Origin of the sequence: Brachybacterium alimentarium (assembly GCF_002332425.1) — a bacterium.
GTDB classification, from domain to species: domain Bacteria; phylum Actinomycetota; class Actinomycetes; order Actinomycetales; family Dermabacteraceae; genus Brachybacterium; species Brachybacterium alimentarium.
On record NZ_NRGS01000002.1, the window covers coordinates 61,974 to 88,589 of the forward strand.

Below are 26,616 nucleotides of genomic sequence, written 5' to 3' on the forward strand. Positions count from 1 at the left end.
CTCGGATATCGGCCGCCTCAGGCGACCGACCCTCCGAAGATGTCGATGGCTCCGTCGTTCAGGGTGACGATGGCGCGCTTGGTGTCCTTGCGCTTGCCGGTGCCGAAGCGCGTGCGGCGCGACTTGCCCTGACGGTTGATCGTGTTCACCGAGGCGACCTTGACGTCGAAGACCTTCTCGACGGCGATCTTGATCTCGGTCTTGTTGGCGTCGGCAGCCACCAGGAAGGTGTACTTGCCGTTGTCCATCAGCCCGTAGCTCTTCTCGGAGACGACCGGGGCCAGCAGGACGTCGCGGGGATCCTTGTTCAGCGAGGTCACTTCGACTCCTCCTCGGCGGCCTCATCGGCCGGGGTGGACTCCTTGACCGCGTTCACGAATCCGGCGGCCTTGGCGGCCTCCTCGGTCGTGAACCAGACCTCGGCCTTGGTGCGGCCGTACCACGGGGAGTCCTCGGTGTGGAACTTCATCGAGCCCTGGTTGCCCTTGATCGTGAAGCCCTCGGGAGCGGAGCCGTCGGCCAGGGGGGCCGCCGAACCTGCACCGTGGGGGGCCTCCTCGACAGCGGCGGCCGGAGCGGCAGCAGCGGACCTCGCCGTGGCGAAGGTCGAGGTGGGGAGCGTCAGGGTCGCCTGGGCCACGAAGTCCTCGAGCGCACCGGAGGTGAAGACCACGTCGTCGGCGAGCATGACGTCGTAGGTGTTCACCTGGTCCGCGTACAGGACGTGGGCGACAGGCAGGTTGCGGGAGCTCAGCGCGCCCAGATCGTCGTCACGACGCACGACGACCAGCACGTGCCGGCGGTCGGAGACGTGGGACAGGGTGATGCGCGCGGCCTTGGTGGAGGCGACATCTCCGGTCAGGAGGGACGACACCACGTGGACGCGGCCGTTGCGGGCCCGATCCGAGAGGGCTCCGCGCAGGGCGGCGGCCTTCATCTTCTTCGGGGTGCGCTGGCTGTAGTCACGCGGGACGGGCCCGTGGACGGTGCCGCCACCGGCGAACTGCGGCGCACGGAGGGAGCCCTGACGGGCACGACCGGTGCCCTTCTGCTTCCAGGGCTTCTTGCCGCCGCCACGCACCTCGGCGCGGGTCTTGGCCTTGTGGGTGCCCTGACGAGCGGCCGCCTGCTGGGCGACGACCACCTGGTGGATCAGGGCCACGTTCGTCTGCACGTCGAAGATCGACGCGGGCAGCTCGACGGTGCCGGACTTCTTACCGGCCGTATCGAGCACGTCGACAGTCAGGTTCGCTGCCATCGGGCTCAGGCCTCCTTCGCGGGGCTCTTGACAGCCGAGCGGACGAGCACGAGGCCGCCCTTGGGGCCGGGAACGGCACCCTTGACGAGCACGAGGCCCTTCTCGGCGTCGACCGCGTGAACGGTCAGATTCTGGACACTGGTGCGGTCGCTGCCCATACGGCCAGCCATGCGCTGACCCTTGAAGACACGACCGGGGGTGGAGGCGCCGCCGATGGAACCCGGCTTGCGGTGGTTGCGGTGCTGGCCGTGAGAAGCGCCGACACCGGCGAACCCGTGGCGCTTCATGACGCCCGCGGTGCCCTTGCCCTTGGAGGTGCCGACGACGTCGACCTTCTGGCCCGACTCGAAGATCGACGCGTCGATCTCCTGGCCGAGGGAGTAGTCACCGGCGTTGCCGGTGCGCAGCTCGACGAGGTGACGGCGGGGGGTCACGCCGGCCTTCTCGAAGTGGCCCTTGAGCGGGGCCGACACCTTGCGCGGGTCGATCTGCCCGTAGGCGATCTGCACGGCGTCGTAGCCGTCGGTCTCGACGGACCGGATCTGGGTCACGACGTTCGCACCGGTCTGCACGACGGTGACCGGGACGAGCTTTCCGTTCTCGTCCCAGACCTGGGTCATGCCGAGCTTGGTGCCGAGCACGCCGGACACCGGACGGGCCTTCTGGCCGGTCAGTTCGTTGCTCATGTCCACCTGCCTCAGAGCTTGATCTCGATATTGACATCTGCGGGCAGATCGAGACGCATGAGCGAATCCACGGCCTTGGGCGTGGGATCGACGATGTCGATCAGTCGCTTGTGCGTACGCATCTCGAAGTGCTCACGAGAGTCCTTGTACTTGTGGGGAGAACGGATCACACAGAACACGTTCTTCTCCGTCGGCAGCGGCACCGGGCCCACAACAGTCGCGCCCGCGCTGGTGACCGTGTCCACGATCTTGCGCGCGGAGGTGTCGATCACCTCGTGGTCGTACGACTTGAGCCGGATGCGGATCTTCTGTCCCGCCATGGCGTCCTGTCTCTCTTTCGTCTGGCATGGATACACCCGATCCCCGGTACCCGAGGACGGGCGTGTCGGCCTCCGCGGGGCACACGAGCCCAGCCTGCGGCCGCCGAGTATCGGCTGCTTCTGCGTCTGTTCCCTCGTCTCGATGCGCGATCTGCGCAATGGCACAGTTCGCATCCTCGGGATGGACCTCATCCGGTGATCATTCGCCCGGGCCAAGAGCCTGGGAGAACGGAACCGGGAATATCGGCCCACGCAGACAACTCGTCTAGTCTGCCACGCCTCCGAGTGCCTCACAAGGGGAGGTCGCGTGCACCCCGTCACAGATCACGCAGCACAGCGGACCGGCCGCGTCCTGCGGACTTCGCGGGACGCGGCCGGTGCGCCGGGATGCGGGTATGCGGGTGTGCCGTGGCGGGAGCCGCGTCGAGGGCCTCGAGACTGCTTCGGAGGCAGACCTGGTCCTCGACGACAGACCCTCCACGGCGACGCCGGGAACGGCGCCGCCTCGAGAGGGGCGGTCACTTGTTCGTGCTCGGACCGATCCCGCCGGAGAGCTGGCGCTGGAAGATCATGTACACGATCAGCACCGGCAGGATCGTGATCGTCACCGAGGCGAACATCGCCGCCCAGTCCGAACGGTATCCCTGCTGAGCCTGCAGATTCACCAGGCCCTGCGCGAGGACGAACTTGTCCGAATCGGTGTTCAGCACGATCGGGAGCAGGAACTGGTTCCACAGTCCCAGGAAGTTGAAGATGGTCACGCTGGCCATCCCCGGTCCCGACATCGGCAGCATCACCTGGAAGAAGGTGCGGAAGTCCCCCGCACCGTCGATCGCTGCCGCCTCGGCGATCTCCTCCGGCAGCTGCCGGAAGAAGGCGTACAGGAAGAACACGGTGAACGGGAGCGCGAAGCCCACGTAGGCCATGATCAGTCCGAAGTACGTGCCCCGGATGTGCATCGACTCCATGATGAAGAACAGCGGCACCACGGCGAGGAACAGCGGGAACGTGAGGCCCGCGATGAGGGCGTAATAGATGATCCTGCGACCCGGGAAGGTGTACCGGGACAGGACATAGGCGCACATCGCCCCCAGCAGCATCACCAGGATCAATGCACAGCCGACGACGAGCACGGTGTTGCCGAAGAAGCGGCCGATGCCGGCCTGGCTCCACGCCCGCACGAAGTTGTCGAAGTTCCATTCCTCGGGCAGCGCGAACGGCGAGGACAGGATCCCCTTCGTCGACTTGAACGAGCTGAAGACGGTCCAGACCAGCGGCAGGATCACCAGCAGCGACCAGATGCCCAGGATGATCTGGGCGACGACCGTGAAGATCCGGTCGCCTGCAGGGCCGCGGTTGCGACGCTGCTGCGCCGGCGGCCGGGGCTGCTCGGTGCCGGCCGGCGCGGTGGTGTGCGAGACGCTCATTCGTCCCCCTTCTGCCGGGTCCCGAACAGGACGATCACGGCCATCAGCATGGTCACCAGCGCCATCACGACACCCATGGCGGAGGCGAGCCCGAAGCGGGACTCGCTGAACGCGGTCTCGTACAGGTACCGCGAGACCACCTCGGTGCTCTTGCCGATGCCGCCGCTGGGCGTCATGACATTGATGTAGACGAACATGTCCAGCGCCATGATCCCCATGTAGACCGCGGCGGTGGAGACGTTCTCCCGCACCATCGGCAGGATGACCCGCACCGCCAGGCGCAGACGCCCGGCACCGTCGATACGCGCGGCCTCGACGATCTCGGACGGGATGGACTTGATCGCCGCGACGAACAGCACCATGTAGAAGCCCACGAGGCTCCAGATGACTGCCGCCATCACCGCCGGCATCGCCAGTCGGCGGTCGCCCAGCCAGGCGATCGAGACGTCCAGCCCGAGCACGTTCAGCCCACCGTTGAGCAGGCCCCCGTTGGGCGAGTAGATGAACCCGAACAGGATGCCGACGACGACCGCCGGGATCACGTACGGGAAGAAGCTCACGATGCGGAAGACGGCCGCTCCCGGGATCCCGGAGATCTTCCCCCTGCTGTTCCCGCCCACGGTGACCAGCACCGCGAGCGCGAACGACAGCGTGATCGTGATCGTGGGCAGCAGGATCATGAGGATCAGGTTGTTCGAGAGCGCCTTGCGGAAGATCGGGTCGTTCGCGAGCGTGACGTAGTTGTCCAGCCCGATCCACTGCGGGGCGCGGGCGAGGCCGCGCCAGTCGGTCATCGAGTAGTAGAACGCCTGCAGGAACGGCGACACCACGAAGACCACGTAGACCACCAGCGGCAGCCCGAGGAACAAGGCGAAGAACAGCACTCGCGAGGGCGTCAGACGGCGCCGCATCCCCCGGGCCGACGGTGTGGCCGCGGGGGGTGCGGCGGTGGGGACTGCAGCCATCATTCGACGTCGAACTTCTCGATGCCGTCGTCCTCCCGGACCTTGTCGATGACCTCCTGGGACTTCTCGAGCGCCTGCTCGGCGGTCAGGTCACCGTTGAGGAACTCGGCCCACAGCGGCTTGAAGTCGTCTCCGAGCCCGTACCAGTCGGTGAAGTTGAAGTTGAAGACGTCATCGCCCGCAGCCTCGGTCATCGCGTTGACGGAGGCGAGCGCGGTGGAGCCGAAGGCATCCTCGGGGATGGTGTCCTGCACGATCGTCATCGACGAGGTGAGCTCGGAGAAGTTCTGGCACATCTCCTTGCTGAGCATGACGCGCAGGAACTCGAGGCCACCGGCGCCGTTGGCCGCCTTCGCCGGCACCATGAAGGGTTCTCCGGCGGCGCCGTGCATCGCCGCCTCACCCATCGCTGCGGACTCGCTGAGCATGGGCGTCGCCGCGCCGGTCATCTCGTAGTCGTCGGGCGTGGTGTCGCGCTGCTCGTTCTCGATCCAGGATCCGGAGGGGTACATGACGGCCTTGCCCGTCACCCATTCGGTCTGCGCCTCGGTGTGCTTGATGCCGGCGCCGCCGGAGAGGAAGTAGCCGGCGGAGACGGCATCCTCGATCGCGGTGAACGCCGCGACCACGGCGTCCTGCGAATAGGCGTCGTCATCGAGCGAGTCCAGCTTCTTGGCCAGGTCCGGCCCGGCCTCCTTGATCGCCATCGAGATCGCGAGTTCGTGGTAGTAGTCCGCCGCGTTCTGGCCGCCCCAGGCGAACAGCGCGAGATCCTCGCCCTTCGCCGCCTCGCCGATGGTCATGACGTCGTCCCAGGTCTTGGGCGTTTCCCAGCCCTTGTCCTCGAACTGCTTCGCCGAGTACCACAGGGCGAAGACGGTGTACATGTAGTTCAGGGCGAAGAGCTTGCCCGAATAGGTCCCCGGCGAGAGGACCCCCGGCAGGAGCGTGTCTCCGATCGTGCCGTCGCCGTCCAGGGAGGGCGCGTCGATCAGGCTGTCGAGCTCTGCAAGGCTGCCCTCGGAGATCAGGGCCGACGCGTTCATCGACTGGGCGCCGGAGTTGTCGAAGAGATCCGGCGGGTTGCCGCCGATGAAGCGGGGCTGGAGGTCCGACTGGATGTTGACCGTCGAGCTGACCTTCGCCTCGGAGTCGGGGTGCAGCTCCTGATACTTCTCGCCGGAGTCCTTGGCGTACTGATCTCCATAGCCACCATTGAAGATGACGACATCGACCGGCTCGTCCTCGGCCATGCCGAACGGGTTGTCGTCGCTGACCTCGCCGCCGCCTTCGGGCGCGCCGCCCGCATCGGACTCGTCGTCGTCCCCGCCTCCGCCGGCGGCGCAGGCGCTCAGAGCGACGGCGCCGGTGCCTGCTGAGGCGAGCGCCAGGAAATTGCGTCGAGAGGCGCCGAGCCTGTCGAGCGGGGTCATGTCCTCAGGGGAAGTGCCCATGATCGGGTCCTCTTTCGTCTTCGTCGTCGAAAAGGTCGCTCGTGCACCACGAAGCTGCACAGCTGCTCGTCCCACGGGACGAGTGGTGCTCGACATGCTACGTGGTCCAGCCCACTTCCGGTCGGAGGTACGTCGAAGGTGAACACGTGTCATCGAACTGTGATGTCGCTGCGCGTGACAGGCGCGAACCGCTCCCCCGGGCGGCACCAGTGCGCCACCCGGGCGGCGCCATCGGCGGCGATCTCGCCAGCTGCTCACACGGGGCGTCCTGCGCACATCCAGCCCGCTCCGGGTCTGCTCGATTACGGTAGCCCCATGACACAGCCACCACGATCCGCCTCGCCCCTGACCGCGCGACTGTACGACCTGGAGTATCCGCGCTCCCTCGGGGTCTACAGCACGTATCAGGAGGTCCAGGCCGTGGTGGATACGCTCGCCGACAACCACTTCCCGGTCCAGAGCACTCTCATCGTCGGCACCGACCTCAAGCTGATGGAGCGGGTCACCGGCCGGAAGACCTGGGGGCGGGTGATCGGCCAGGGCGTGCTGTCGGGCCTGTGGATGGGCCTGTTCCTCGGGCTGCTGCTCATGTTCATCACGCCCAGCAACGTGCTCGTGGTGCTCACCAGCGTGCTGCTGGGCATCGTCTTCTTCACCGTGTGGTCGGTCATCGGGTACGCGATGTCCGGCGGCAAGCGGGACTTCACCTCGATGGTCGCGACGATCCCGATGCAGTACGAGCTCCTCGTGGAGCACAAGCATGCTGATCAGGCGCGCCGCCTGCTCGCGGAGTCGGGGGCGTCACCCGCCCCGGCACCGGTCTCCCCTGCCACCCCGCTGCCGGGCCACAGCGGCCCTGCCGGTCAGTTCGGCGCGAAGCAGCAGGGTTCAGGCCCCTTCGGCGCGAGCCCGCAGGGATCGGGATCGTTCGGCGCCAGCCAGCAGGGAGGCCGCCCGTCCTCCGGTGCCGATCACCCGGCCGCACCGCGGCAGAACGCGCCGCAGCAGCCGGGTGGGGGCCAGCCGGGTTCGCGATCCGCCCCGTCGGCACCGGCTGCGCCGGGAGCAGAGACTCCGACGGGCCGCCCGCTCTACGGCCAACCGGCTCCGAGTGCTCCGTCGGCCCCGACCTCTGAGACCCCGGGGCGACCCTCGCGTCCCAGCTTCGGACAGCCGGCCGGCACTCCCCTGCACGAAGACTCTCGGCCTCACTCCTCCGATCCCGAGGTGGATCCCGCCGCTGAGCCCCGCTTCGGCGAGGATCGCCCCGAGGATCCTCAGGACTACTACCACCGAGGTCGCTGACCGAACAGCTCCCCGGGGTTGGCCGAACCCCTGTTCCACGTCGTGTGGAGCAGGGGTTCTTCTCTGGGGTTCTTCTCTGCCGGCCCCTCCAGGCGAGGACCTGCGCAGCCGTTGCGCCCCGGGGCCAAGCCAGTCGTTCTGCCCCCAGTCGGCGGCCCTGGCATCGTCCGAGTCTCGGACCCGGTGCACGCCCTTCGTCGCACGAGTCGCAGGAGCCGCAGGAGCCGCAGGAGCCGCAGGAGTCATTGTTCCGGAATGCATGAAGGCCCCGATCCGGTATCCCGGATCGGGGCCTTCAGGCTGCTCGGCGTCCGCAGGACGAACGCCTCACCGCTGCGGGGTCACCCCCGCTCAGATCACTTGATGATCTTGGTGACGCGGCCGGAGCCCACGGTGCGGCCACCCTCACGGATGGCGAAGCCGAGGCCCTCCTCCATGGCGATCGGCTGGATCAGCTCGACCGTCATCTCGGTGTTGTCGCCGGGCATGACCATCTCGGTGCCCTCGGGCAGCGTGATGACGCCGGTGACGTCGGTGGTCCGGAAGTAGAACTGCGGACGGTAGTTCGAGTAGAACGGGTTGTGACGGCCGCCCTCGTCCTTCGAGAGGATGTAGACCTGGCCCTCGAAGTTCGTGTGCGGGGTGATGGAGCCCGGCTTCACGACGACCTGGCCGCGCTCGACGTCCTCACGCTTGGTGCCACGAAGCAGCAGGCCGCAGTTCTCGCCGGCCCAGGCCTCGTCCATCTGCTTGTGGAACATCTCGATGCCGGTGACGATCGTCTTCTGCGGCTCGCGGATGCCGACGATCTCGACCTCGGAGTTGATCGACAGCTTGCCGCGGTCGACCTTGCCGGTGACGACGGTGCCACGACCCTGGATCGTGAAGACGTCCTCGATCGGCATGAGGAAGGCCTGGTCCAGGTTGCGGACCGGGTCCGGAATCTTCTCGTCGACGGCTTCCATGAGCTCTTCGACCTTCTTGACCCACTTCTCGTCGCCCTCGAGCGCCTTGAGTGCGGACACCTGGATGACAGGCGCCTCCTCGTCGAAGCCCTGGGAAGCCAGCATCTCGCGGACCTCCATCTCGACGAGCTCGAGGATCTCCTCGTCGTCGACCATGTCGGACTTGTTGAGAGCTGCGAGCAGGTACGGAACGCCGACCTGCTTGGCGAGCAGGACGTGCTCACGGGTCTGAGCCATCGGGCCGTCGGTGGCGGCGACCACGAGGATCGCGCCATCCATCTGAGCGGCGCCGGTGATCATGTTCTTGACGTAGTCAGCGTGACCGGGGGCGTCGACGTGCGCGTAGTGGCGCTTGTCGGTCTCGTACTCGATGTGCGAGACGTTGATCGTGATGCCGCGCTGCTTCTCCTCGGGCGCGTTATCGATCGTGTCGAAGTCACGCTTCTGGTTGATCTCCGGGAACCGGTCGTACAGAACCTTGGAGATCGCTGCGCTCAGCGTGGTCTTGCCATGGTCGACGTGACCGATGGTGCCGATGTTGACGTGCGGCTTGGTCCGCTCGAACTTGGCCTTGGCCATGATGTTGTCCTCCTAGGACTTCTAATCGTGGTACTTCTGGATCGGGATCGGTGCCCCTCCTGGTGGGAGGCGGCCCGATGGAAGAGGGGGAGCAGGAGAAGGAGCCTACCTGTTCCCCCTCGTCTCACTCGCCCCGGGTCTTCGCGATGATCTCCTCAGCAATGCTGGAGGGGACCTCCGCGTAGCTGTCGAACTGCATCGTGTACATCGCGCGACCCTGGGTCTTGGACCGCAGGTCGCCGACGTACCCGAACATCTCGGACAGCGGGACGAGAGCACGGACGATCTTGACCCCGCTCGCGTCCTCCATCGACTGGACCTGCCCGCGTCGCGAGTTCAGGTCGCCGATGACATCTCCCATGTACTCCTCAGGAGTACGGACCTCGACGTCCATGAGGGGCTCGAGGAGGACCGGCTGCGCCTTGCGCAGGGCCTCCTTGGCCGCCATGGAGCCGGCGATCTTGAACGCCATCTCCGAGGAGTCGACGTCGTGGAACGCACCGTCGAGCAGCGTGGCCCGGACGTTGACCACCGGGTAGCCGGCGATGATGCCCGACTCGAGGGCGCTCTGGATGCCCGCGTCCACGCTCGGGATGTACTCGCGCGGGATGCGGCCGCCGGTGACCTTGTTCTCGAACTCGTAGAACACGCCGTCCTCGGCGTCCGTCAGAGGACCGAAGGTGACCTGGATCTTCGCGAACTGGCCGGAGCCGCCCGTCTGCTTCTTGTGGGTGAAGTCGTACTTCTCCACGACGCGCTTGATCGTCTCGCGGTAGGCCACCTGGGGCTTGCCGATGTTGGCCTCGACGTTGAACTCGCGACGCATGCGGTCCACGAGGATGTCGAGGTGCAGCTCGCCCATTCCCCTGATGACGGTCTGCCCGGTCTCCTCGTCGAGCTCCACCTGGAAGGTCGGATCCTCCTTGGCGAGCTTCTGGATGGCCACACCCAGCTTCTCCTGGTCGCCCTTGGTCTTGGGCTCGATGGCCACGGAGATCACGGGCTCGGGGAAGCTCATGGACTCCAGCTGGATGGGGTTCGCCGGGTCGGCGAGCGTGTCACCCGTCGTGGTGTCCTTGAGGCCGATGAAGGCGTAGATGTGGCCCGCGAAGGCCTCCTCCACCGGGTTCTCCTTGTTGGAGTGCATCTGGAACAGCTTGCCGACGCGCTCCTTCTTGCCGGTGGTGGCGTTCAGGATCTGATCGCCCTGCTTCACCTGGCCGGAGTACACGCGCACGTAGGTCAGCGATCCGAAGAACGGATGCGAGGCGACCTTGAACGCGAGCGCCGAGAAGGGCTCGTCCCAGTCGGGCCTGCGCGTGAGCTCCACGTCCTCGGCATTCGGCTTGTGGCCGACCATCGGGGGGACGTCGAGCGGCGAGGGCAGGTAGTCGATGACACCGTTGAGCATGGGCTGGACGCCCTTGTTCTTGAACGCGGTGCCGCAGAAGACCGGGTATGCCTCGGAGTTCACGGTCATCGAGCGGATGCCGGCCTTGAGCTCGTCGAGGGTGAGATCGCCCTCTTCGAGGTACTTGTCCATGAGCTCCTCGGAGCTCTCGGCCACGTCCTCGACCAGCTTCGCACGGTACTCGTCGACCGTGTCCTGCAGGTCGGCGGGGATCGGGATCTCGCGCTGCCACTGGCCGAGCGAGGGATCACCCTTCTTCGAGTTGATCGCGGGCATGTCCTCCTCGAGCTTGTCGGGCCACTCGTAGGCCTTCATCTCGACGAGGTCGACGACGCCGTTGAAGTCATTCTCGGCACCGATCGGGACCTGCATGACCAGCGGCTTGGCGCCGAGGCGGTCGACGATGGTCTTCACCGTGAAGAAGAAGTCGGCGCCCAGCTTGTCCATCTTGTTGACGAAGCAGATGCGGGGCACGTCGTACTTGTCGGCCTGACGCCACACGGTCTCCGACTGGGGCTCCACGCCCTCCTTGCCGTCGAACACTGCGACCGCGCCGTCGAGCACGCGGAGCGAGCGCTCCACCTCGACGGTGAAGTCGACGTGACCGGGCGTGTCGATGATGTTGATCTGGCTGTCATGCCAGTAGCAGGTGGTCGCGGCGGACGTGATGGTGATGCCGCGCTCCTTCTCCTGCTCCATCCAGTCCATGGTGCCGGCGCCATCATGGGTCTCGCCCATCTTGTAGTTGACGCCGGTGTAGAAGAGGATGCGCTCGGTGGTCGTGGTTTTACCGGCATCGATGTGGGCCATGATGCCGATGTTGCGGACCTTGTTGAGGTCACTGAGCACTGCAAGTGCCACTGGCTTGTGCCTTTCTGGAGAACGGAAGCTGGTCGACGCGCCGGAGGGCGGTCGGTGGGGCCTGCCCGGAGGGGAAGGCCCCACCGGAACTCACCAGCGGTAGTGCGCGAAGGCCCGGTTGGCCTCGGCCATCTTGTGGGTGTCCTCGCGACGCTTCACAGCGGCACCGAGGCCGTTGGAGGCGTCGAGAATCTCGTTCATCAGACGCTCGGTCATCGTGTTCTCGCGACGGGCGCGGGAGTAGCTGACCAGCCAGCGCAGCGCCAGGGTGGTGGCGCGGCCGGGCTTGACCTCGATCGGGACCTGGTAGGTCGCGCCGCCGACTCGACGGGAGCGGACCTCGAGGCTCGGACGGATGTTGTCCAGGGCCTTCTTCAGGGTGACGACCGGATCCTGGCCGTTCTTCTCATGGGCGCCCTCGAGCGCGCCGTAGACGATGCCCTCGGCGACGGTCTTCTTGCCGTCGAGGAGGATCTTGTTGATGAGCTGCGTGACGATCGGCGAGCCGTAGACGGGGTCGACGACGAGCTGGCGCTTGGGAGCGGGGCCCTTACGAGGCATTACTTCTTCTCCTTCTTCGCGCCGTAGAGCGAACGAGCCTGCTTGCGGCCCTTCACCGACTGGGTGTCCAGGGCGCCACGGACGATCTTGTAGCGCACACCGGGGAGGTCCTTCACACGGCCGCCACGGACGAGCACGATGGAGTGCTCCTGCAGGTTGTGGCCCTCACCGGGGATGTATGCGGTGACCTCGATGCCCGTCGACAGACGCACGCGAGCGATCTTGCGCAGCGCCGAGTTCGGCTTCTTGGGGGTCTGGGTGTAGACGCGCGTGCAGACGCCGCGGCGCTGGGGCGAACCCTTGAGCGCAGGCGTGCTGGAGGAGGAGGACCTGGCGTCCCGCCCCTTGCGCACCAACTGCTGAATAGTAGGCACAGCTTCTCTTCCTGTTCAGCCCTCGGAACTGTTCGCCCCGAAGGATCAACTTCTTCGACCGCTTGCGCGGCCGGCGACCCGAAGCACCGTCCCCATGGCCCGGGGATAGTCGGCGGATCGACCCGCCCGTCAGGTGATGGCACCTGCCGGGCGTCCAGGAGGACCGTGATCGGTGCCCGCGGAGAGCGGCCGGGCATGGCCGCCTTCTCCGTATTCGGGCACGCCGCGAGGATCCGCTCCTCGCGGGGGACACCCCCCGCAGGCCCCGAAGGGTTCCGCGGTTCTCGTCCCGGGTCACGACCAGAGGGCACTCCGGACGCACTCGCAGTCTACTGACGCCTGTGGTACGCGGTCAAAGCTTCTTCGGGCATCCGACGCAGATCACATGACGCAGTGCGTCGGACGGCGCGCTCCGGTTTCCCACTCGACGAGCGACGAGCGCGCCGCGGTGATCCGCGACGCGCTCGTGCACAGTGCAGGATTCTCGCCGGCGGATGCTCCGTGGGGGCACCGCTGCCGAGGAAGGGCTCCGCTCAGCGGATCCCGAGCTGCGAGGTGCAGGAGGGCCAGGCGCCCCAGCCCTGGTTGGCCTGGACCTTCTTGGCGACGGCGATCTGCTGTTCGCGGGTCGCGAGGTCGGCCCGTGCCGCGTACGAGGTGCCGCCGTAGGCAGCCCACGTCTGGTTGTTGAACTGGATGCCGCCGTAGTAGCCGTTGCCGGTGTTGATCGACCAGTTGCCGCCGGACTCGCACTGGGCGAGACGGTCCCACACGGAGCCGTCGGACACCGACGGTGCGCTCTTGCTGGATCCGGAGTCGGTGGACTTCCGCTCGGAGCTGCGCGAGCTGCTGTCCTTCGAATCGCTCTTGGTGCTCTTCTCGCTCTTCTCGTTCGAGGAGGAGCTCGAGGAATCGGAGGAGGAGGACTTCTCGCTCGTCGTCTCGGCGGGGGCCTCGGGCTGCGGGGCCTTCTTGGTGCCCTTGAGCACGACCTCGGTGACCGGCTCGGCCGTGGTCTCCTCGGAGACCAGCTCGGACTCGGTGACCTCGCCGTCGACGGTGGTCTCGGCGAAGACCTTCTCGGCCGTGCCCTTCTTGCCCTCGGTCTTGGTCTTGGTCTTGCCCTCGAGGAGGGTGTCGTCCTCGACCGTCTTGGTCGTGAAGGGGATCTCCTCGGTCTCGGTGCGCTCGGCCTCGCGGACGCGCTTCACCGTGATGGTGGCGCCGTCCTCGAGGATCGAGTCGCGGTCGACGGAGGCCTTGTCGGTGTCCTCGATGTCGCCGAGGACCTTCTTCATCGCGTCGTCGACGGTCAGCGCGGTGACGTCGAAGGTGTCCTGGCCGTTCTGGCCCTTGAACGTGACGGTCTTGCGGGTGACGACGTCCACCTCGGCGGAGTCACCGGTCAGCTCGGTCTCGGGGGCCGGGGAGATGGCCGCGCCGTCGGCGTCGTAGTCGACCTCGTCGAGCGCATCGGCGACGGTGTCACCGGTGGTGAGCACCTCCTGCTCCTCGCCGTCGACGGTCACGGTGACCGGCGTGCGCTGGATGATCTGGATCTCGATGCCGTCGGTGATCTGTGCGCTCGTGTCCGGCAGCACCAGGTCGGTGTCCTTCAGCGAGATGCCCTGGGCCTCGAGCAGCTCACCGACGGTGGGCTGCGAGAACGTGCGCACCATCGACTGCTCGCCGTACACGGAGAGCGCCGCTTCGTTCGACATCGCGAAGGCGGTGCCGCCACCGCCCACCACGACGACGCACGCGGTTGCGGCCGCGACGATCCACGGGGTCTTCTTCACTGTTCCACCTGTTCTTCTGCCACCGTCCGGCGGCGCCGTCAATCCCTGAGCACGAGTGCCCCGGAGACGGGGCCCGACACCCCCTATGCGTGCGCGCGTCCGCGATCGGAGCGCAGCGAGGAAGTCGCACGGGGAGCCAGGACCCATCGTTTCTCGCGAGCCGCTCCCCGTGAAGGGCAACGCCAAGACTTTGGGGCAGCCACCAGAAGGTCTTTACCCGCCCGTGACTCAGGACGTCCGACAGATCACCCTCGCGGCGTGTTCGGGCTGTGCTCCGTGGCGGCGGCCACGGTCGTGCGTCACTGTCCGGGCTCACAGGTGGTGCGCGCCCGCTCGGGCATCGGTGCCCGCTCCCCCGTCGGGCACTGCCAGCGCAGCCGGTCGTCGGGCATGACGAAGGGCGGCCCCACCGGAGTGGGACCGCCCTTCATCGTCCGCTCCCCGCGCCGGCCCTCAGGCCGCCGCGGGGGCGTTCAGCGACTCAGCGGAAGTCCGTGCGGAACGGATCGGCGTAGTCGATGTCGTCCAGGTTGACCGCACCGGTCTGACCGAAGCCGGAGAAGTCCAGCTCGTCGTATCCGGGCACCTGGTACATCTGCGCCTTGGCCTCGTCGGTGGGCTCGACCGCGATCCGACGGAAGCGAGACAGGCCCGTACCGGCGGGGATGAGCTTACCGATGATGACGTTCTCCTTGAGCCCCATGAGCTGATCGCTCTTGCGGTTCAGGGCGGCCTCGGTGAGCACGCGGGTGGTCTCCTGGAAGGAGGCCGCCGACAGCCACGAGTCGGTCGCCAAAGACGCCTTGGTGATGCCCATGAGCTCCGGTCGACCGGAGGCGGGCTGGCCGCCCTCGGACAGGACACGACGGTTCTCCCGCTCGAAGGACACGCGCTCGGCGAAGTCTCCGGGCAGCAGGTCGGTGTCACCGGACTCGATGATCGTCACGCGACGCAGCATCTGGCGCACGATGACCTCGATGTGCTTGGCGTGGATGTCCACACCCTGCGAGATGTACACCTTCTGCACCTCGTCCACCAGGTGCTGCTGCACCTTGCGGGGGCCGAGGATCCGCAGCACCTGCTTCGGATCCACCGAACCCTGGGTGAGCTGCTGGCCGACGTCGACCTTGTCCCCGTCGGCGATCAGCAGGGTCACGCGCTTGGACACGGTGTAGACGACCGGCTCGGAGCCGTCGTCCGGGGTCACCGTGATCCGACGCTGCTTGTCGTTCTCCTCGATCTCCGCGCGACCGGCGAACTCCGAGATCGGCGCGAAGCCGGCCGGGGTACGGGCCTCGAAGAGCTCCTGGATACGGGGCAGACCGTGGGTGATGTCGCCATCCGCGCTGGCCACGCCACCGGAGTGGAAGGTACGCATGGTCAGCTGGGTGCCGGGCTCACCGATCGACTGGGCCGCGACGATGCCGACGGCCTCGCCGATGTCGACGAGCTGGCCGGTCGCGAGCGAACGGCCGTAGCACTGAGCACAGGTTCCCACAGCGGAGTCACAGGTCAGCACGGAGCGGATCTTCGCCTCGCGCACGCCGGCCTCGACGAGCTGCTCGATGAGCACATCGCCCAGCTCCGTGCCGGCCGGAGCCGCCTCGGTGCCGTCGGCGCCGATCGCCGCAGTGGCCAGGACACGGCCGTAGACCGTGGACTCGGCGTGCTCGTGGGGACGGAGCGTGCCGCCCTCCTCGACCGCGATCGGCAGGACCAGGCCCTTGGTGGTGCCGCAGTCGTCCTCGCGGACGATGACGTCCTGCGAGACGTCGACCAGACGACGGGTCAGGTAGCCCGACTGAGCGGTCTTCAGCGCCGTGTCCGCGAGCCCCTTGCGGGAACCGTGGGAGGCGATGAAGTACTCCAGGACCGAGAGCCCCTCCTTGTAGTTGGAGAGGATCGGGCGCGGGATGATCTCGCCCTTCGGGTTGTTCACCAGACCACGCATACCGGCGATCTGACGCACCTGCATCCAGTTGCCTCGTGCACCCGAATCCACCATCCGGAAGATGGTGTTGGTCGAGTCGAAGTGGGAGCGCATCGCCTGGTCGACCTCGTTGGTCGCCTCGGTCCAGATGTCGATGAGCTCCATGTTGCGCTCGTTCTCGGAGACGAGACCGAGGTCGCGGTTCTCCTGGACCTGAGCGGCCTTCGCCTCGAACTTGGCGATGATCTCGGCCTTGTTCGGCGGGGTCACGACGTCGGACAGCGCGAAGGACGCACCCGACCGGGTGGACCACGAGAAGCCGTAGGACTTCAGCGCGTCCAGGGACGCGGCGACCTGGCCCTTCTCGTAGCGCTCGGCGAGCGTGTTGACGATTCCGCCCAGACGCTTCTTGCCGACCTGGCCCTGCACGAACGGGAAGTCCGGCGGGAGGGTCTCGTTGAAGTAGACCGAGCCGAGGGTCGTCTCGAGGAGGATCGGATCGCCCTCGGTCCAGCCCTCGGGGGCCTGCCAGTCGCTCGGCGGCACGATGTCCGTGAAGCGGATGGTGACGGGGGCGTTGAGGTGCAGCTCCCCGCGGTCGGCGGCCATGATGGCCTCCGCCTCGGAGGAGAAGGAGCGACCCTTGCCCGGCACGTCCTCTCGGACCGTCGTGATGTGGTACAGACCGATGATCATGTCCTGTGCGGGCATGGTCACGGGGCGACCGTCGGACGGCTTGAGGATGTTGTTGCTCGAGAGCATGAGGATGCGGGCCTCGGCCTGCGCCTCCGCCGACAGCGGCAGGTGGACAGCCATCTGGTCGCCGTCGAAGTCCGCGTTGAACGCGGCGCAGACGAGCGGGTGCAGGTGGATGGCCTTGCCCTCGACGAGCTGCGGCTCGAACGCCTGGATGCCGAGACGGTGCAGGGTGGGCGCACGGTTCAGCAGCACCGGGTGCTCGGTGATGACCTCTTCGAGGACGTCCCACACCTCGGGGCGTGCACGCTCGACCATCCGCTTGGCGGCCTTGACGTTCTGGGCGTGCGAGAGCTCGACCAGGCGCTTCATGACGAACGGCTTGAACAGCTCGAGCGCCATGCCCTTGGGCAGGCCGCACTGGTGCAGGTGGAGCTGCGGGCCGTTGACGATCACGGAGCGAGCGGAGTAGTCCACGCGCTTGCCCAGCAGGTTCTGTCGGAAACGACCCTGCTTGCCCTTGAGCATGTCCGAGAGCGACTTCAGCGGACGGTTGCCCGGTCCGGTGACCGGACGGCCGCGACGGCCGTTGTCGAACAGCGAGTCGACCGACTCCTGCAGCATCCGCTTCTCGTTGTTCACGATGATCTCGGGGGCGCCGAGATCCAGCAGCCGCTTGAGGCGGTTGTTGCGGTTGATCACGCGACGGTACAGATCGTTGAGGTCGGAGGTCGCGAAGCGGCCACCGTCCAGCTGCACCATCGGACGCAGGTCCGGCGGGATGACCGGGACGCAGTCCAGGACCATGCCGGCGGGCGAGTTCGTGGTGGAGCGGAAGGCCGAGACGACCTTCAGGCGCTTCAGCGCACGAGCCTTCTTCTGGCCCTTGCCGGTGGCGATGACCTCGCGCAGCAGCTCGGCCTCGGCGTCGAGATCGAAGTCGAGCAGGCGACGCTGGAGCGCCTCGGCGCCCATGCCGCCCTCGAAGTAGGTGCCGTAGCGCAGCTTCATCGCACGGTAGAGCTGCTCATCGCCCTCGAGGTCGGCGACCTTGAGCGACTTGAAGCGGTCCCACACGCGGGTGACGCGGTCGATCTCGGCGTCGTACTTCTTGCGGATCTGAGCCTGCTCGCGCTCGGAGGAGTCGCGGACCTTGCGCTTCGCGTCGGCCTTGGCTCCCTCCTCCTCGAGCTGGGTGAGATCCTTCTCGGCGGACAGGGCGCGGTCGTTCAGGGCCGCGTCGCGATCCTTGGCGAGCTCCTTGACCTCGAGGTCGAAGCGGGCCTGCAGGTCCGGCATGTCCTCGTGGCGAGCCTGCTCGTCCACGGAGGTGATCATGTACGCGGCGAAGTAGATGATCTTCTCGAGATCCTTCGGCGCCAGGTCCAGCAGGTAGCCGAGGCGGCTCGGCACGCCCTTGAAGTACCAGATGTGGGTGACGGGAGCGGCGAGCTCGACGTGCCCCATGCGCTCACGGCGCACGGAGGACTTGGTGACCTCCACGCCGCAGCGCTCGCAGATGATGCCCTTGAAGCGCACGCGCTTGTACTTGCCGCAGTAGCACTCCCAGTCCCGGGTGGGACCGAAGATGCGCTCGCAGAAGAGCCCATCCATCTCGGGCTTGAGCGTGCGGTAGTTGATGGTCTCCGGCTTCTTGACCTCGCCGTGGGACCAGCCGCGGATGTCGTCGGCCGTGGCGAGGCCGATGCGCAGCTCGTCAAAGGTGTTGACGTCGATCACAGGTGTCCTTCTCTCGATCGGAAGAGTGGTGTCTGAGGGAACGGGGGTCGAGGGCGGGGCTCAGGGAGGGGGACGGCGTCGTGACGTCCCGCTCTCCCGAGCCCGCGTCCCTCAGACCTCTTCGATGGAGCCGACGCCCTCGTGAGGTCGGCGGGACAGGTCGATGCCGAGCTCCTCCGCAGCGCGGAAAACCTCCTCATCGCCTTCCTGAACTTCCTGGGCCGTGCCGTCGGAGGACAGGACCTCGACGTTCAGGCACAGGGACTGCATCTCCTTGAGGAGCACGCGGAAGGACTCCGGGATGCCCGGCTCGGGGATGTTCTCGCCCTTGACGATCGCCTCGTAGACCTTCACGCGGCCGGCGATGTCATCGGACTTGATGGTCAGCAGCTCCTGCAGGGCGTAGGCGGCGCCATAGGCCTCGAGGGCCCACACCTCCATCTCGCCGAAGCGCTGGCCGCCGAACTGGGCCTTACCGCCCAGCGGCTGCTGCGTGATCATCGAGTAGGGGCCGGTGGAGCGGGCGTGCAGCTTGTCGTCCACCAGGTGGTGGAGCTTCAGCATGTACATGTAGCCCACGGAGATCGACTCGGGCAGCGGCTCGCCGGAGCGGCCGTCGAACAGCTGCGCCTTCCCGTCCTCCTTGACCATCTGCACACCGTCGCGGTTGGGACGGTGGTTGGCGATCAGACCGGTGACCTCCTCGGCCGAGAGGCCGTCGAAGACCGGGACGGCCACGGGGGTGCCGGGTTCGCCGTGCAGAGCGGAGCTCGGCAGCTCGGCGGCCACCGGATCCGACTCGTCGAGGTCCCAGCCGGCCTTGGCGACCCACCCGAGGTGCGTCTCCATGACCTGGCCGATGTTCATGCGGCCCGGAACGCCCATGGGGTTCAGGATGATGTCCACCGGGGTGCCGTCCTCGAGGAACGGCATGTCCTCGACCGGCAGGATCTTCGCGATGACGCCCTTGTTGCCGTGACGGCCGGCGAGCTTGTCACCATCGGTGATCTTGCGCTTCTGGGCCACGTACACGCGGACCATGTCGTTGACGCCGGTCGGCAGGATGTCGCCGTCCTCGTCCTCCGTGAAGACGCGCACACCGATGACGGTGCCGGACTCGCCGTGCGGGACGCGCAGCGAGGTGTCGCGCACCTCGCGGGCCTTCTCGCCGAAGATGGCACGCAGCAGGCGCTCCTCCGGGGTCAGCTCGGTCTCGCCCTTCGGGGTGACCTTGCCGACGAGGATGTCGCCGGGGCCGACCTCGGCACCGATGCGGATGATGCCGCGCTCGTCGAGATCTGCCAGCACGTCGTCGCCGACGTTCGGGATGTCCCGGGTGATCTCCTCCTTGCCGAGCTTGGTGTCGCGGGCGTCGACCTCGTGCTCCTCGATGTGGATCGAGGTGAGGACGTCGTCCTGGACCATGCGCGAGGACAGGATGATGCCGTCCTCGTAGTTGTGGCCCTCCCAGGACATGAACGCGACCAGCAGGTTCTTGCCGATCGAGAGCTCGCCCTCGTCGGTGGAGGGGCCATCGGCGAGGATTGACCCGGCCTCGACGCGGTCGCCCTCGTCGAAGAGCACGCGCTGGTTGTAGGAGTTGCCGGCGTTGGAGCGCTGGAACTTCCCGATCGTGTAGGTCTGACGGGTGCCGTCGTCGGCCATCACCGAGATGATGTCCGCGGAGAGCTCCTCGATGACGCCGGCCTTCTGCGCCACGACCACATCGCCTGCGTCGACCGCCGCGCGACGCTCCATGCCGGTGCCGACGAGCGGCATCTCCGCACGGAGCAGCGGCACGGCCTGACGCTGCATGTTCGAGCCCATGAGCGCACGGTTGGCGTCATCGTGCTCGAGGAAGGGGATCATCGCGGTCGCGACGGAGACCATCTGACGTGCGGAGACGTCCATGAAGTCGACCTCGTCGACCGTGACCAGATCCGGCTCGCCGCCGGTGAGGCGCACGAGGACCTCTTCCTCCAGGAAGCGGCCGGTCTCGTCGATCTTCGCGTTGGCCTGCGCGATGACGTGGCGATCCTCGTCATCGGCGGTGAGGTAGACGATCTCGTCGGTGACGACGCCATCGGTGACCTTGCGGTACGGGGTCTCGATGAAGCCGAAGGGGTTGATGCGCGCGAAGGTCGCCAGCGAGCCGATCAGACCGATGTTCGGGCCCTCAGGGGTCTCGATCGGGCACATGCGGCCGTAGTGCGACGGGTGGACGTCACGGACCTCCATGCCGGCACGGTCACGGGACAGGCCGCCCGGGCCGAGCGCGGACAGGCGACGCTTGTGCGTCAGGCCCGACAGCGGGTTGTTCTGGTCCATGAACTGCGACAGCTGGGAGGTTCCGAAGAACTCCTTGATCGCCGCGGTGACCGGACGGATGTTGATCAGCGTCAGCGGGGTGATCGCCTCGACGTCCTGCGTGGTCATGCGCTCACGCACGACGCGCTCCATGCGGGACAGGCCGGTGCGGACCTGGTTCTGGATCAGCTCGCCGACCGCGCGGATGCGACGGTTGCCGAAGTGGTCGATGTCGTCGGTCTCCACGCGGATGGTCTTGCCATCCTTGCTGGTGTACTCCGAGACGCCGTCGTGCAGCGCGACGATGTACTTGATCGACGCCACGATGTCCTCGAGGCGCAGGGTGGACTCCGAGAGGCTGCCGTCGAGACCGAGCTTCTTGTCGATCTTGTAGCGGCCGACCTTCGCGAGGTCGTAGCGCTTGGCGTTGAAGTAGAGGTTGTTCAGCATGGCCTCGCCCGCATCGCGCGTAGGCGGCTCGCCCGGGCGCTGCTTGCGGTAGATGTCCATGAGCGCCTCGTCCTGGGAGGAGACGCGATCCTTCTCGAGCGTCGAGCGCATCGACTCGAACTCGCCGAACTCCTCCAGGATGTCCGAATGGGACATCCCCAGGGCCTGCAGCAGCGTCGTGACGGACTGCTTGCGCTTGCGGTCGATGCGCACACCGACCTGATCGCGCTTGTCGACCTCGAACTCGAGCCAGGCGCCGCGCGAAGGGATCACCTTCGTGCTGTAGATGCGCTTGTCGCTGGTCTTGTCGATGCTCTCCTCGAAGTACACGCCCGGGGAGCGGACCAGCTGGGAGACGACGACACGCTCGGTGCCGTTGATGATGAAGGTGCCCTTGCCGGTCATGAGCGGGAACTCGCCCATGAAGACCGTCTGAGTCTTGATCTCGCCGGTCTCGTTGTTCATGAACTCCGCGATGACGTACAGCGGAGCGGAGTAGGTGAGGTCCTTCTCCTTGCATTCGTCGACCGTGTACTTCGGGTCGTCGAAGGTGTGGTCCCGGAAGGACAGCGACATGTTGCCCGCGAAGTCCTCGATCGGAGAGATCTCCTCGAGGATGTCGGCGAGACCAGAGGTCTGGGGGACGTCCTCGCGTCCGGCGGAAGCGGCCTCCTCGGCTCGCTCCTGCCAGCGCTCGTTGCCCAGCAGCCAGTCGAACGACGTGGTCTGCAGACTCAGCAGATCCGGAACGTCCAACGGGTCGCCGAGCTTCGCGAACGTGACGCGAGGAGAGGCGGTACGAAGTGCAATGTCGGTAGTGCGATCGGTGCTCGAGGCAGCCAAGGGGGGTCCTTCCACAGGCCGATGACGGAATCCCAGGCGCGGCGAGGCCCGTCAAAAGGGCAGTGGAGCAAGACGATCATGCTGTCAGAACAGCAGAACCCACGGGCGACGCGCAGCGCAAGGACCGAGCATACATAAAATCGCGGATGGACACAAGGCTCGCGACGCGAGAGGTCCATCCGCGTCGGCCGCTATATGCCTGGCGCGGAAGTTCTGCGGTGCTCCCTGCCTGTCTGGCTCGACCGGCCCTCGCGAGCTCGGCTCAGCGGGACGCATGCGGCAGGAACAGCTCCGTACGGCACACAGAATGAAGGGAAATCGTGCTGGAGTCAAGCAGGAGGGGTCGTTCCCGGGGTGTCGCGGCACGTCGGAGCGCTGACGGCCCGTTCCGCCGATCGTCGGTGCGACCGTCCCTCCCCGCCGCTCCTCGCCGCTCCGCGTGGCCCGCGCACTCCCCCGACGGCCAAGCCGCTCGCCCCCACGAGCGCGGGCTGACGGCGCAGTGTGACGGCCTGCGCCGTCGTGCCGGGAGCCTCGCGCCGTCGTGTCCTTGCTCACCGGGCCAGGCCGATCCTCAACCGAGCCCCTCAGCGGGATCGTCGAGCACACCTCGTGGATCCTGCCCCGCGGACAAGGCGGGGCCCGACGGGACCGGTCGGGCGCAGAGTCACCCGGGGCAGCAGGCGGGCCCTGCCGACGGGCACGTCGGGCCAGGGCTGCCGACGGGGGCTGCCGACCGGCACGCCCGACGGGGGCCGCCGACGGACACTCCTGACAGGTGCGGCTCCCGGGCACAGCAGAAGGGCCGCCCCGCAGATGCGGGACGGCCCTTCAGGAGCAGTGCGACTGCCATCAGGTGCGGCGCTCACGTCAGCGAGCGCCGGAGATCACTTGACGGAGACGGTCGCGCCGGCCTCCTCGAGCTTGATCTTGGCAGCCTCGGCGTCGTCCTTCTTGACGGCCTCGAGGACGGCCTTGGGGGCCTCGTCGACGAGCGCCTTGGCCTCCTTCAGACCGAGGGAGGTGAGGCCGCGCACCTCCTTGATGACGGCGATCTTCGCGGAACCGGCCGACTCGAGGACGACGTCGAACTCGTCCTTCTCCTCCTCGGCGGGCGCCTCCGCACCGGCGGCGGGGCCGGCGGCGGCAGCGGCCACGGGAGCAGCAGCGGTGACGTCGAAGACGTCCTCGAACTGCTTCACGAACTCAGAGAGCTCGATGAGCGACATTTCCTTGAAAGCTTCGATGAGCTCGTCGTTGCTGAGCTTCGCCATGGTGGCGTTCCTTCCTTTGGGCGGGACCGGAGTCCCTGCGGTGTGAGGCGGCGCTTACGCGCCAGGTCATGCGGTCCGTGCATCCCGGAGGGGACGGACGGGGATACAGCGCTGGGGCTGAGGGGACCGAGTCCGAGGACTCAGGCTCCTCAGGCGTCCTGCTTCTCGCGCAGTGCGTCCACGGTGCGCGCTGCCTTCGACAGCGGCGCTGCGAACACAGCGGCGGCCTTGCCCATCGACGCCTTCATGACGCCGGCGGTCTTGGACAGCAGCACCTCGCGGGACTCGAGGTCCGCGAGCTTCTGGACGTCCTCCTTCGAGAGCGCATTGCCCTCGAAGTAGCCGGACTTGATCACGAGCTGCTCGTGAGTCTTGGCGAAGTCACGCAGAGCCTTTGCAGGCGCAACCGGCTCACCCTTGATGAACGCGATAGCGGTCGGACCGCTGAGCGTGCCATCCAGAGCGGTGATGCCGGCCTCGCGGGCAGCGATCTCCGTGAGCGTGTTCTTCACCACGGCGTAGGTCGTCTCGGAACCCAGGGAGCGACGAAGCTCCTTGAGGTCCCCCACGCTGAGACCGCGATATTCGGTGATGACGGCGGCATCGGACTCGCGGAACAGATCCGCGATCTCCGAGACGGCATCCACCTTTTCGGGGTTCGCCATGGCCCTCCTTCCAGAGGTCTCTCGCCACCGGGTGAAGAAGTCCAGGAACAGGAAAGGCCTCGACACGCAAGTGTCGAGGCCTCGAACGCACTGTTCACCCACGCCACGAGGGCGCCGGCCGGAGCCGGACGGGCGACCATGCGAAAGTCGCTTCTTCACCTGCGCAGGCCATCCCATGGGATCTCTTCGGTCGTCCTCGAGGTCGAGCACGACAACCGGCGGTCTTCGGTATCTCCAGCGTAGACCAGAGGGCACCCCGACGCCATGCTGAGAGCGGCGGTCTGCGTCACATCCGCGCCCTGCCCGAGCCGACTGCGCGCGTCACCTCCCCCTGTGCGGGGAAGGGCCCCGCACAGCGGTGCACGGCAGGCACGACGGCGCCCCGCCCACCGTGATGGTGGACGGGGCGCCGAGACGCACCTGAGGAGGTGACGGGCCGGATCAGGCCTCGTCGGTCTCCTCGAGCAGGTTGCGCGTGCGGTTCACGTCGACCGGGATGCCCGGGCCCATGGTGGTGGACACGGTGATCTTCGAGATGTAGCGGCCCTTGGAAGCGGACGGCTTGAGTCGAAGGATCTCGTCCAGCGCGGCGACGTAGTTCTCCACGAGCTGCTGATCGGAGAAGGAGACCTTGCCGACGATGTAGTGCAGGTTGGCTGCACGGTCGGTGCGGAACTCGATCTTGCCGCCCTTGATGTCGGACACGGCCTTGGCGGTGTCCATCGTGACGGTGCCGGTCTTCGGGTTCGGCATGAGGCCGCGGGGGCCGAGCACGCGGCCCAGCTTGCCGACCTTGCCCATCAGGTTCGGCGTGGCCACAGCCGCGTCGAAGTCGGTCCAGCCGCCTGCGACCTTGGCGATGAGCTCGTCGTCGCCGACCTCGTCGGCGCCGGCCTCGAGCGCGGCCTCGGCCTGGGCGCCGGTGGCGAAGACGATCACGCGGGCCGTCTTGCCGGTGCCGTTGGGCAGGTTGACGGTGCCGCGCACCATCTGATCGGCCTTGCGGGGATCGACGCCGAGACGCATGGCGACCTCGACGGACGCGTCGAACTTGGCGGGAGAGGTCTTCTGCGCGAGACGGAGAGCGTCCAGCGGCGCGTACGCCCGGCCCTCTTCGATCTTGGCAGCGCCGTCCTTGTAACCCTTGCTACGGAAACCCATATCGTCAGCCCTCCACCGTGATGCCCATGGAACGAGCGGTGCCGGCGACGATCTTCGCCGCGGCCTCCATGTCGTTCGCGTTCAGATCAGGCATCTTGGTCTCCGCGATCTCGCGGACCTGAGCCTGGGTGATCTTGCCGACCTTGTCGGTGTGCGGCGTTGCCGAGCCCTTCTGGAGGCCTGCGGCCTTCTTGATGAGCTCAGCGGCCGGCGGGGTCTTGGTGATGAACGTGAACGAGCGATCCTCGTACACGGTGATCTCCACCGGGACGATGTTGCCGCGCTGATCAGCAGTGCGGTCGTTGTACGCCTTGACGAACTCCATCATGTTCACGCCGGCAGCGCCGAGCGCGGGACCCACGGGCGGCGCAGGTGTGGCCTGGCCGGCCTGGATCTGGAGCTTGATGACGCTCGCGATCTTCTTCTTGGGAGCCATTGCTCTTCCTCATTCTGTCGTGGTTCGGGCGGAGCTCATCATGCGCTCCTCCCACAGCGGGACCCCGCTCGCGCGGAACGCGAGGAGGTCCGGTGCGACGTTACCTGCACGCCGCGTCGGCGTCGACCGTGATCACGAGTGATCCTGGTCGTACTCCTGCGGTCGGAGGACCGCAGTGCCGAGCAGTTCTCGGGGTCAGATCTTCGCGACCTGGTCGAAGCCGAGCTCGACCGGGGTCTCGCGACCGAAGATGGAGACCAGTACCTGCAGCTTCTGCGACTCGGTGTGGATCTCGGAGATCGAGGCCGGCATGGTCTCGAACGGCCCGTCCATGACCGTGACGGATTCGCCGACGTGGAAGTCGGGCATCTTCTGCGCGGCCGGGGCCTTGGCCGGGGTGCCGCCGCTGGAGCGCTTCTTCTCCGGCAGGCCGACGGACGGCTCGAGCATCGAGTAGATCTCGTCGAACGTGAGCGGAGTGGGCTCGGTGGCGTTGCCCACGAAGCCGGTCACGCCGGGCGTATCGCGCACGACTCGCCAGGATTCGGTGGTCAGGTCCATACGGACCAGCACGTAGCCGGGGATGCGCACTCGGCGGACGATCTTCTTCTGGCCGTTCTTGACCTCGGTCGCGTCCTCCATGGGGACCTGGACCTCGAAGATGTAGTCCTCCATGTCCTGGGTCTCGGTGCGCGTGGCGAGCTGCGTCTTCACGCGGTTCTCGTGACCGGAGTAGGAGTGGATGACGTACCACTCGCCGAAGGCCGAGCGCAGGTGGCGCTTGAGCTGGACGAGGGGGTCCTCCTCCTCGTCCTCGGCGGCGGTCTCCTCGGAGGCTTCCTCCGCCTCGCCGGCTTCCGCGCTGTCGCCCGCATCAGCGGCGTCGGCCTCCGCGCCCTCGGCGACTGCCTCGCCCTCGACGGTCGCGTCGCTCTCGGCGGCCGGCTCACCCTCGGAGGGCGTCTCGACGGCGGCCTCATCCTCGGTGGGAGCCTCGCCGGCGACGTCCTGGACGTCGGACGTCGTGGGATCCGAGTCCTCGCCCTGGGGCGCGGCGGCCTCGGACTGGGGGGATGCCGAGAACGACAGGGAGTCGTCGACGTCCTGGTAGGAGTCTTCGGGGGATGAGGTCTGCTCGCTCATCAGCGG

20 protein-coding genes are annotated in these 26,616 nt (G+C 67.0%); 1 reads left to right on the forward strand and 19 read right to left on the reverse strand.

Annotation, left to right across the window (positions count from 1 at the left end):
• Nucleotides 1-17: 17 nt before the first annotated feature.
• From rplW to ngcE, 7 genes are all read right to left on the reverse strand, one after another.
• The gene (gene rplW / locus CIK71_RS00785; protein WP_096163288.1) at nucleotides 18-320 is read right to left on the reverse strand and encodes a 50S ribosomal protein L23; all 303 of its coding nucleotides are present in this window, start codon (nucleotides 318-320) and stop codon (nucleotides 18-20) included.
• Nucleotides 317-1,258 (reverse strand): 50S ribosomal protein L4, sunset domain variant, encoded by a 942-nt coding sequence (rplD, locus tag CIK71_RS00790; protein WP_096163289.1) that lies wholly within the window; start codon nucleotides 1,256-1,258, stop codon nucleotides 317-319. The genes rplW and rplD overlap by 4 nt, the downstream gene beginning before the upstream one ends.
• 5 nt (nucleotides 1,259-1,263) lie before the next feature.
• Complete coding sequence (gene rplC / locus CIK71_RS00795) at nucleotides 1,264-1,944, reverse strand: 50S ribosomal protein L3 (RefSeq protein ID WP_096163290.1); 681 nt, start codon at nucleotides 1,942-1,944, stop codon at nucleotides 1,264-1,266.
• 11 nt (nucleotides 1,945-1,955) lie between these two features.
• A complete protein-coding gene (gene rpsJ / locus CIK71_RS00800; RefSeq protein ID WP_087484116.1) occupies nucleotides 1,956-2,264 on the reverse strand; it encodes a 30S ribosomal protein S10 in 309 nt (102 codons plus the stop codon).
• Nucleotides 2,265-2,782: 518 nt separating this feature from the next.
• Complete coding sequence (locus tag CIK71_RS00805) at nucleotides 2,783-3,691, reverse strand: carbohydrate ABC transporter permease (protein WP_096163291.1); 909 nt, start codon at nucleotides 3,689-3,691, stop codon at nucleotides 2,783-2,785.
• On the reverse strand, nucleotides 3,688-4,659 hold the full coding sequence (locus tag CIK71_RS00810; RefSeq protein WP_096163292.1) for a carbohydrate ABC transporter permease: 972 nt from the start codon (nucleotides 4,657-4,659) through the stop codon (nucleotides 3,688-3,690). Before CIK71_RS00810 ends, CIK71_RS00805 begins: the two co-directional genes overlap by 4 nt.
• Nucleotides 4,656-6,110 (reverse strand): N-acetylglucosamine/diacetylchitobiose ABC transporter substrate-binding protein, encoded by a 1,455-nt coding sequence (gene ngcE, locus CIK71_RS00815; RefSeq protein WP_096163293.1) that lies wholly within the window; start codon nucleotides 6,108-6,110, stop codon nucleotides 4,656-4,658. Before ngcE ends, CIK71_RS00810 begins: the two co-directional genes overlap by 4 nt.
• Nucleotides 6,111-6,425: 315 nt before the next feature.
• On the opposite strand from ngcE, the gene CIK71_RS00820 reads away from it, so the two are divergent.
• Nucleotides 6,426-7,415 carry a general stress protein gene (locus tag CIK71_RS00820; RefSeq protein ID WP_096163294.1) on the forward strand — a complete coding sequence of 330 codons (990 nt, stop codon included), beginning with the start codon at nucleotides 6,426-6,428 and terminating at the stop codon, nucleotides 7,413-7,415.
• 356 nt (nucleotides 7,416-7,771) lie between these two features.
• Here CIK71_RS00820 and tuf read toward each other — a convergent pair whose 3' ends face one another.
• The 12 genes from tuf to nusG form a co-directional block, all read right to left on the reverse strand.
• Nucleotides 7,772-8,959, reverse strand: a complete 1,188-nt coding sequence (tuf, locus tag CIK71_RS00825; RefSeq protein WP_096163295.1) for an elongation factor Tu — start codon at nucleotides 8,957-8,959, stop codon at nucleotides 7,772-7,774.
• 124 nt (nucleotides 8,960-9,083) lie between these two features.
• Nucleotides 9,084-11,231, reverse strand: coding sequence for an elongation factor G (gene fusA / locus CIK71_RS00830; protein WP_096163296.1), 2,148 nt, complete (start codon nucleotides 11,229-11,231; stop codon nucleotides 9,084-9,086).
• Between the two features lie 90 nt (nucleotides 11,232-11,321).
• Nucleotides 11,322-11,792, reverse strand: a complete 471-nt coding sequence (gene rpsG / locus CIK71_RS00835) for a 30S ribosomal protein S7 (RefSeq protein WP_096163297.1) — start codon at nucleotides 11,790-11,792, stop codon at nucleotides 11,322-11,324.
• Entirely contained in the window at nucleotides 11,792-12,166 is a 375-nt protein-coding gene (rpsL, locus tag CIK71_RS00840; protein WP_096163298.1) for a 30S ribosomal protein S12, read from the reverse strand. The genes rpsG and rpsL overlap by 1 nt, the downstream gene beginning before the upstream one ends.
• Nucleotides 12,167-12,699: 533 nt before the next feature.
• Nucleotides 12,700-13,965 (reverse strand): resuscitation-promoting factor, encoded by a 1,266-nt coding sequence (locus tag CIK71_RS00845; RefSeq protein WP_096163299.1) that lies wholly within the window; start codon nucleotides 13,963-13,965, stop codon nucleotides 12,700-12,702.
• A 481-nt stretch (nucleotides 13,966-14,446) separates the two neighbouring features.
• Nucleotides 14,447-18,331, reverse strand: a complete 3,885-nt coding sequence (locus CIK71_RS00850) for a DNA-directed RNA polymerase subunit beta' (protein ID WP_096163300.1) — start codon at nucleotides 18,329-18,331, stop codon at nucleotides 14,447-14,449.
• A 111-nt stretch (nucleotides 18,332-18,442) separates the two neighbouring features.
• The gene (gene rpoB / locus CIK71_RS00855; RefSeq protein ID WP_096163301.1) at nucleotides 18,443-21,931 is read right to left on the reverse strand and encodes a DNA-directed RNA polymerase subunit beta; all 3,489 of its coding nucleotides are present in this window, start codon (nucleotides 21,929-21,931) and stop codon (nucleotides 18,443-18,445) included.
• 887 nt (nucleotides 21,932-22,818) lie between these two features.
• Entirely contained in the window at nucleotides 22,819-23,205 is a 387-nt protein-coding gene (gene rplL, locus CIK71_RS00860; protein WP_096163302.1) for a 50S ribosomal protein L7/L12, read from the reverse strand.
• Between the two features lie 149 nt (nucleotides 23,206-23,354).
• Nucleotides 23,355-23,870 carry a 50S ribosomal protein L10 gene (gene rplJ / locus CIK71_RS00865; RefSeq protein ID WP_096163303.1) on the reverse strand — a complete coding sequence of 172 codons (516 nt, stop codon included), beginning with the start codon at nucleotides 23,868-23,870 and terminating at the stop codon, nucleotides 23,355-23,357.
• A 441-nt stretch (nucleotides 23,871-24,311) separates the two neighbouring features.
• Nucleotides 24,312-25,031 carry a 50S ribosomal protein L1 gene (gene rplA / locus CIK71_RS00870; RefSeq protein WP_096163304.1) on the reverse strand — a complete coding sequence of 240 codons (720 nt, stop codon included), beginning with the start codon at nucleotides 25,029-25,031 and terminating at the stop codon, nucleotides 24,312-24,314.
• A 4-nt stretch (nucleotides 25,032-25,035) separates the two neighbouring features.
• Nucleotides 25,036-25,467: a 50S ribosomal protein L11 gene (gene rplK / locus CIK71_RS00875; RefSeq protein WP_096163305.1), complete on the reverse strand. Its 432-nt coding sequence runs from the start codon at nucleotides 25,465-25,467 to the stop codon at nucleotides 25,036-25,038.
• A gap of 195 nt (nucleotides 25,468-25,662) precedes the next feature.
• Nucleotides 25,663-26,610 (reverse strand): transcription termination/antitermination protein NusG, encoded by a 948-nt coding sequence (gene nusG, locus CIK71_RS00880; RefSeq protein WP_096163306.1) that lies wholly within the window; start codon nucleotides 26,608-26,610, stop codon nucleotides 25,663-25,665.
• Between the last annotated feature and the right edge of the window lie 6 nt (nucleotides 26,611-26,616).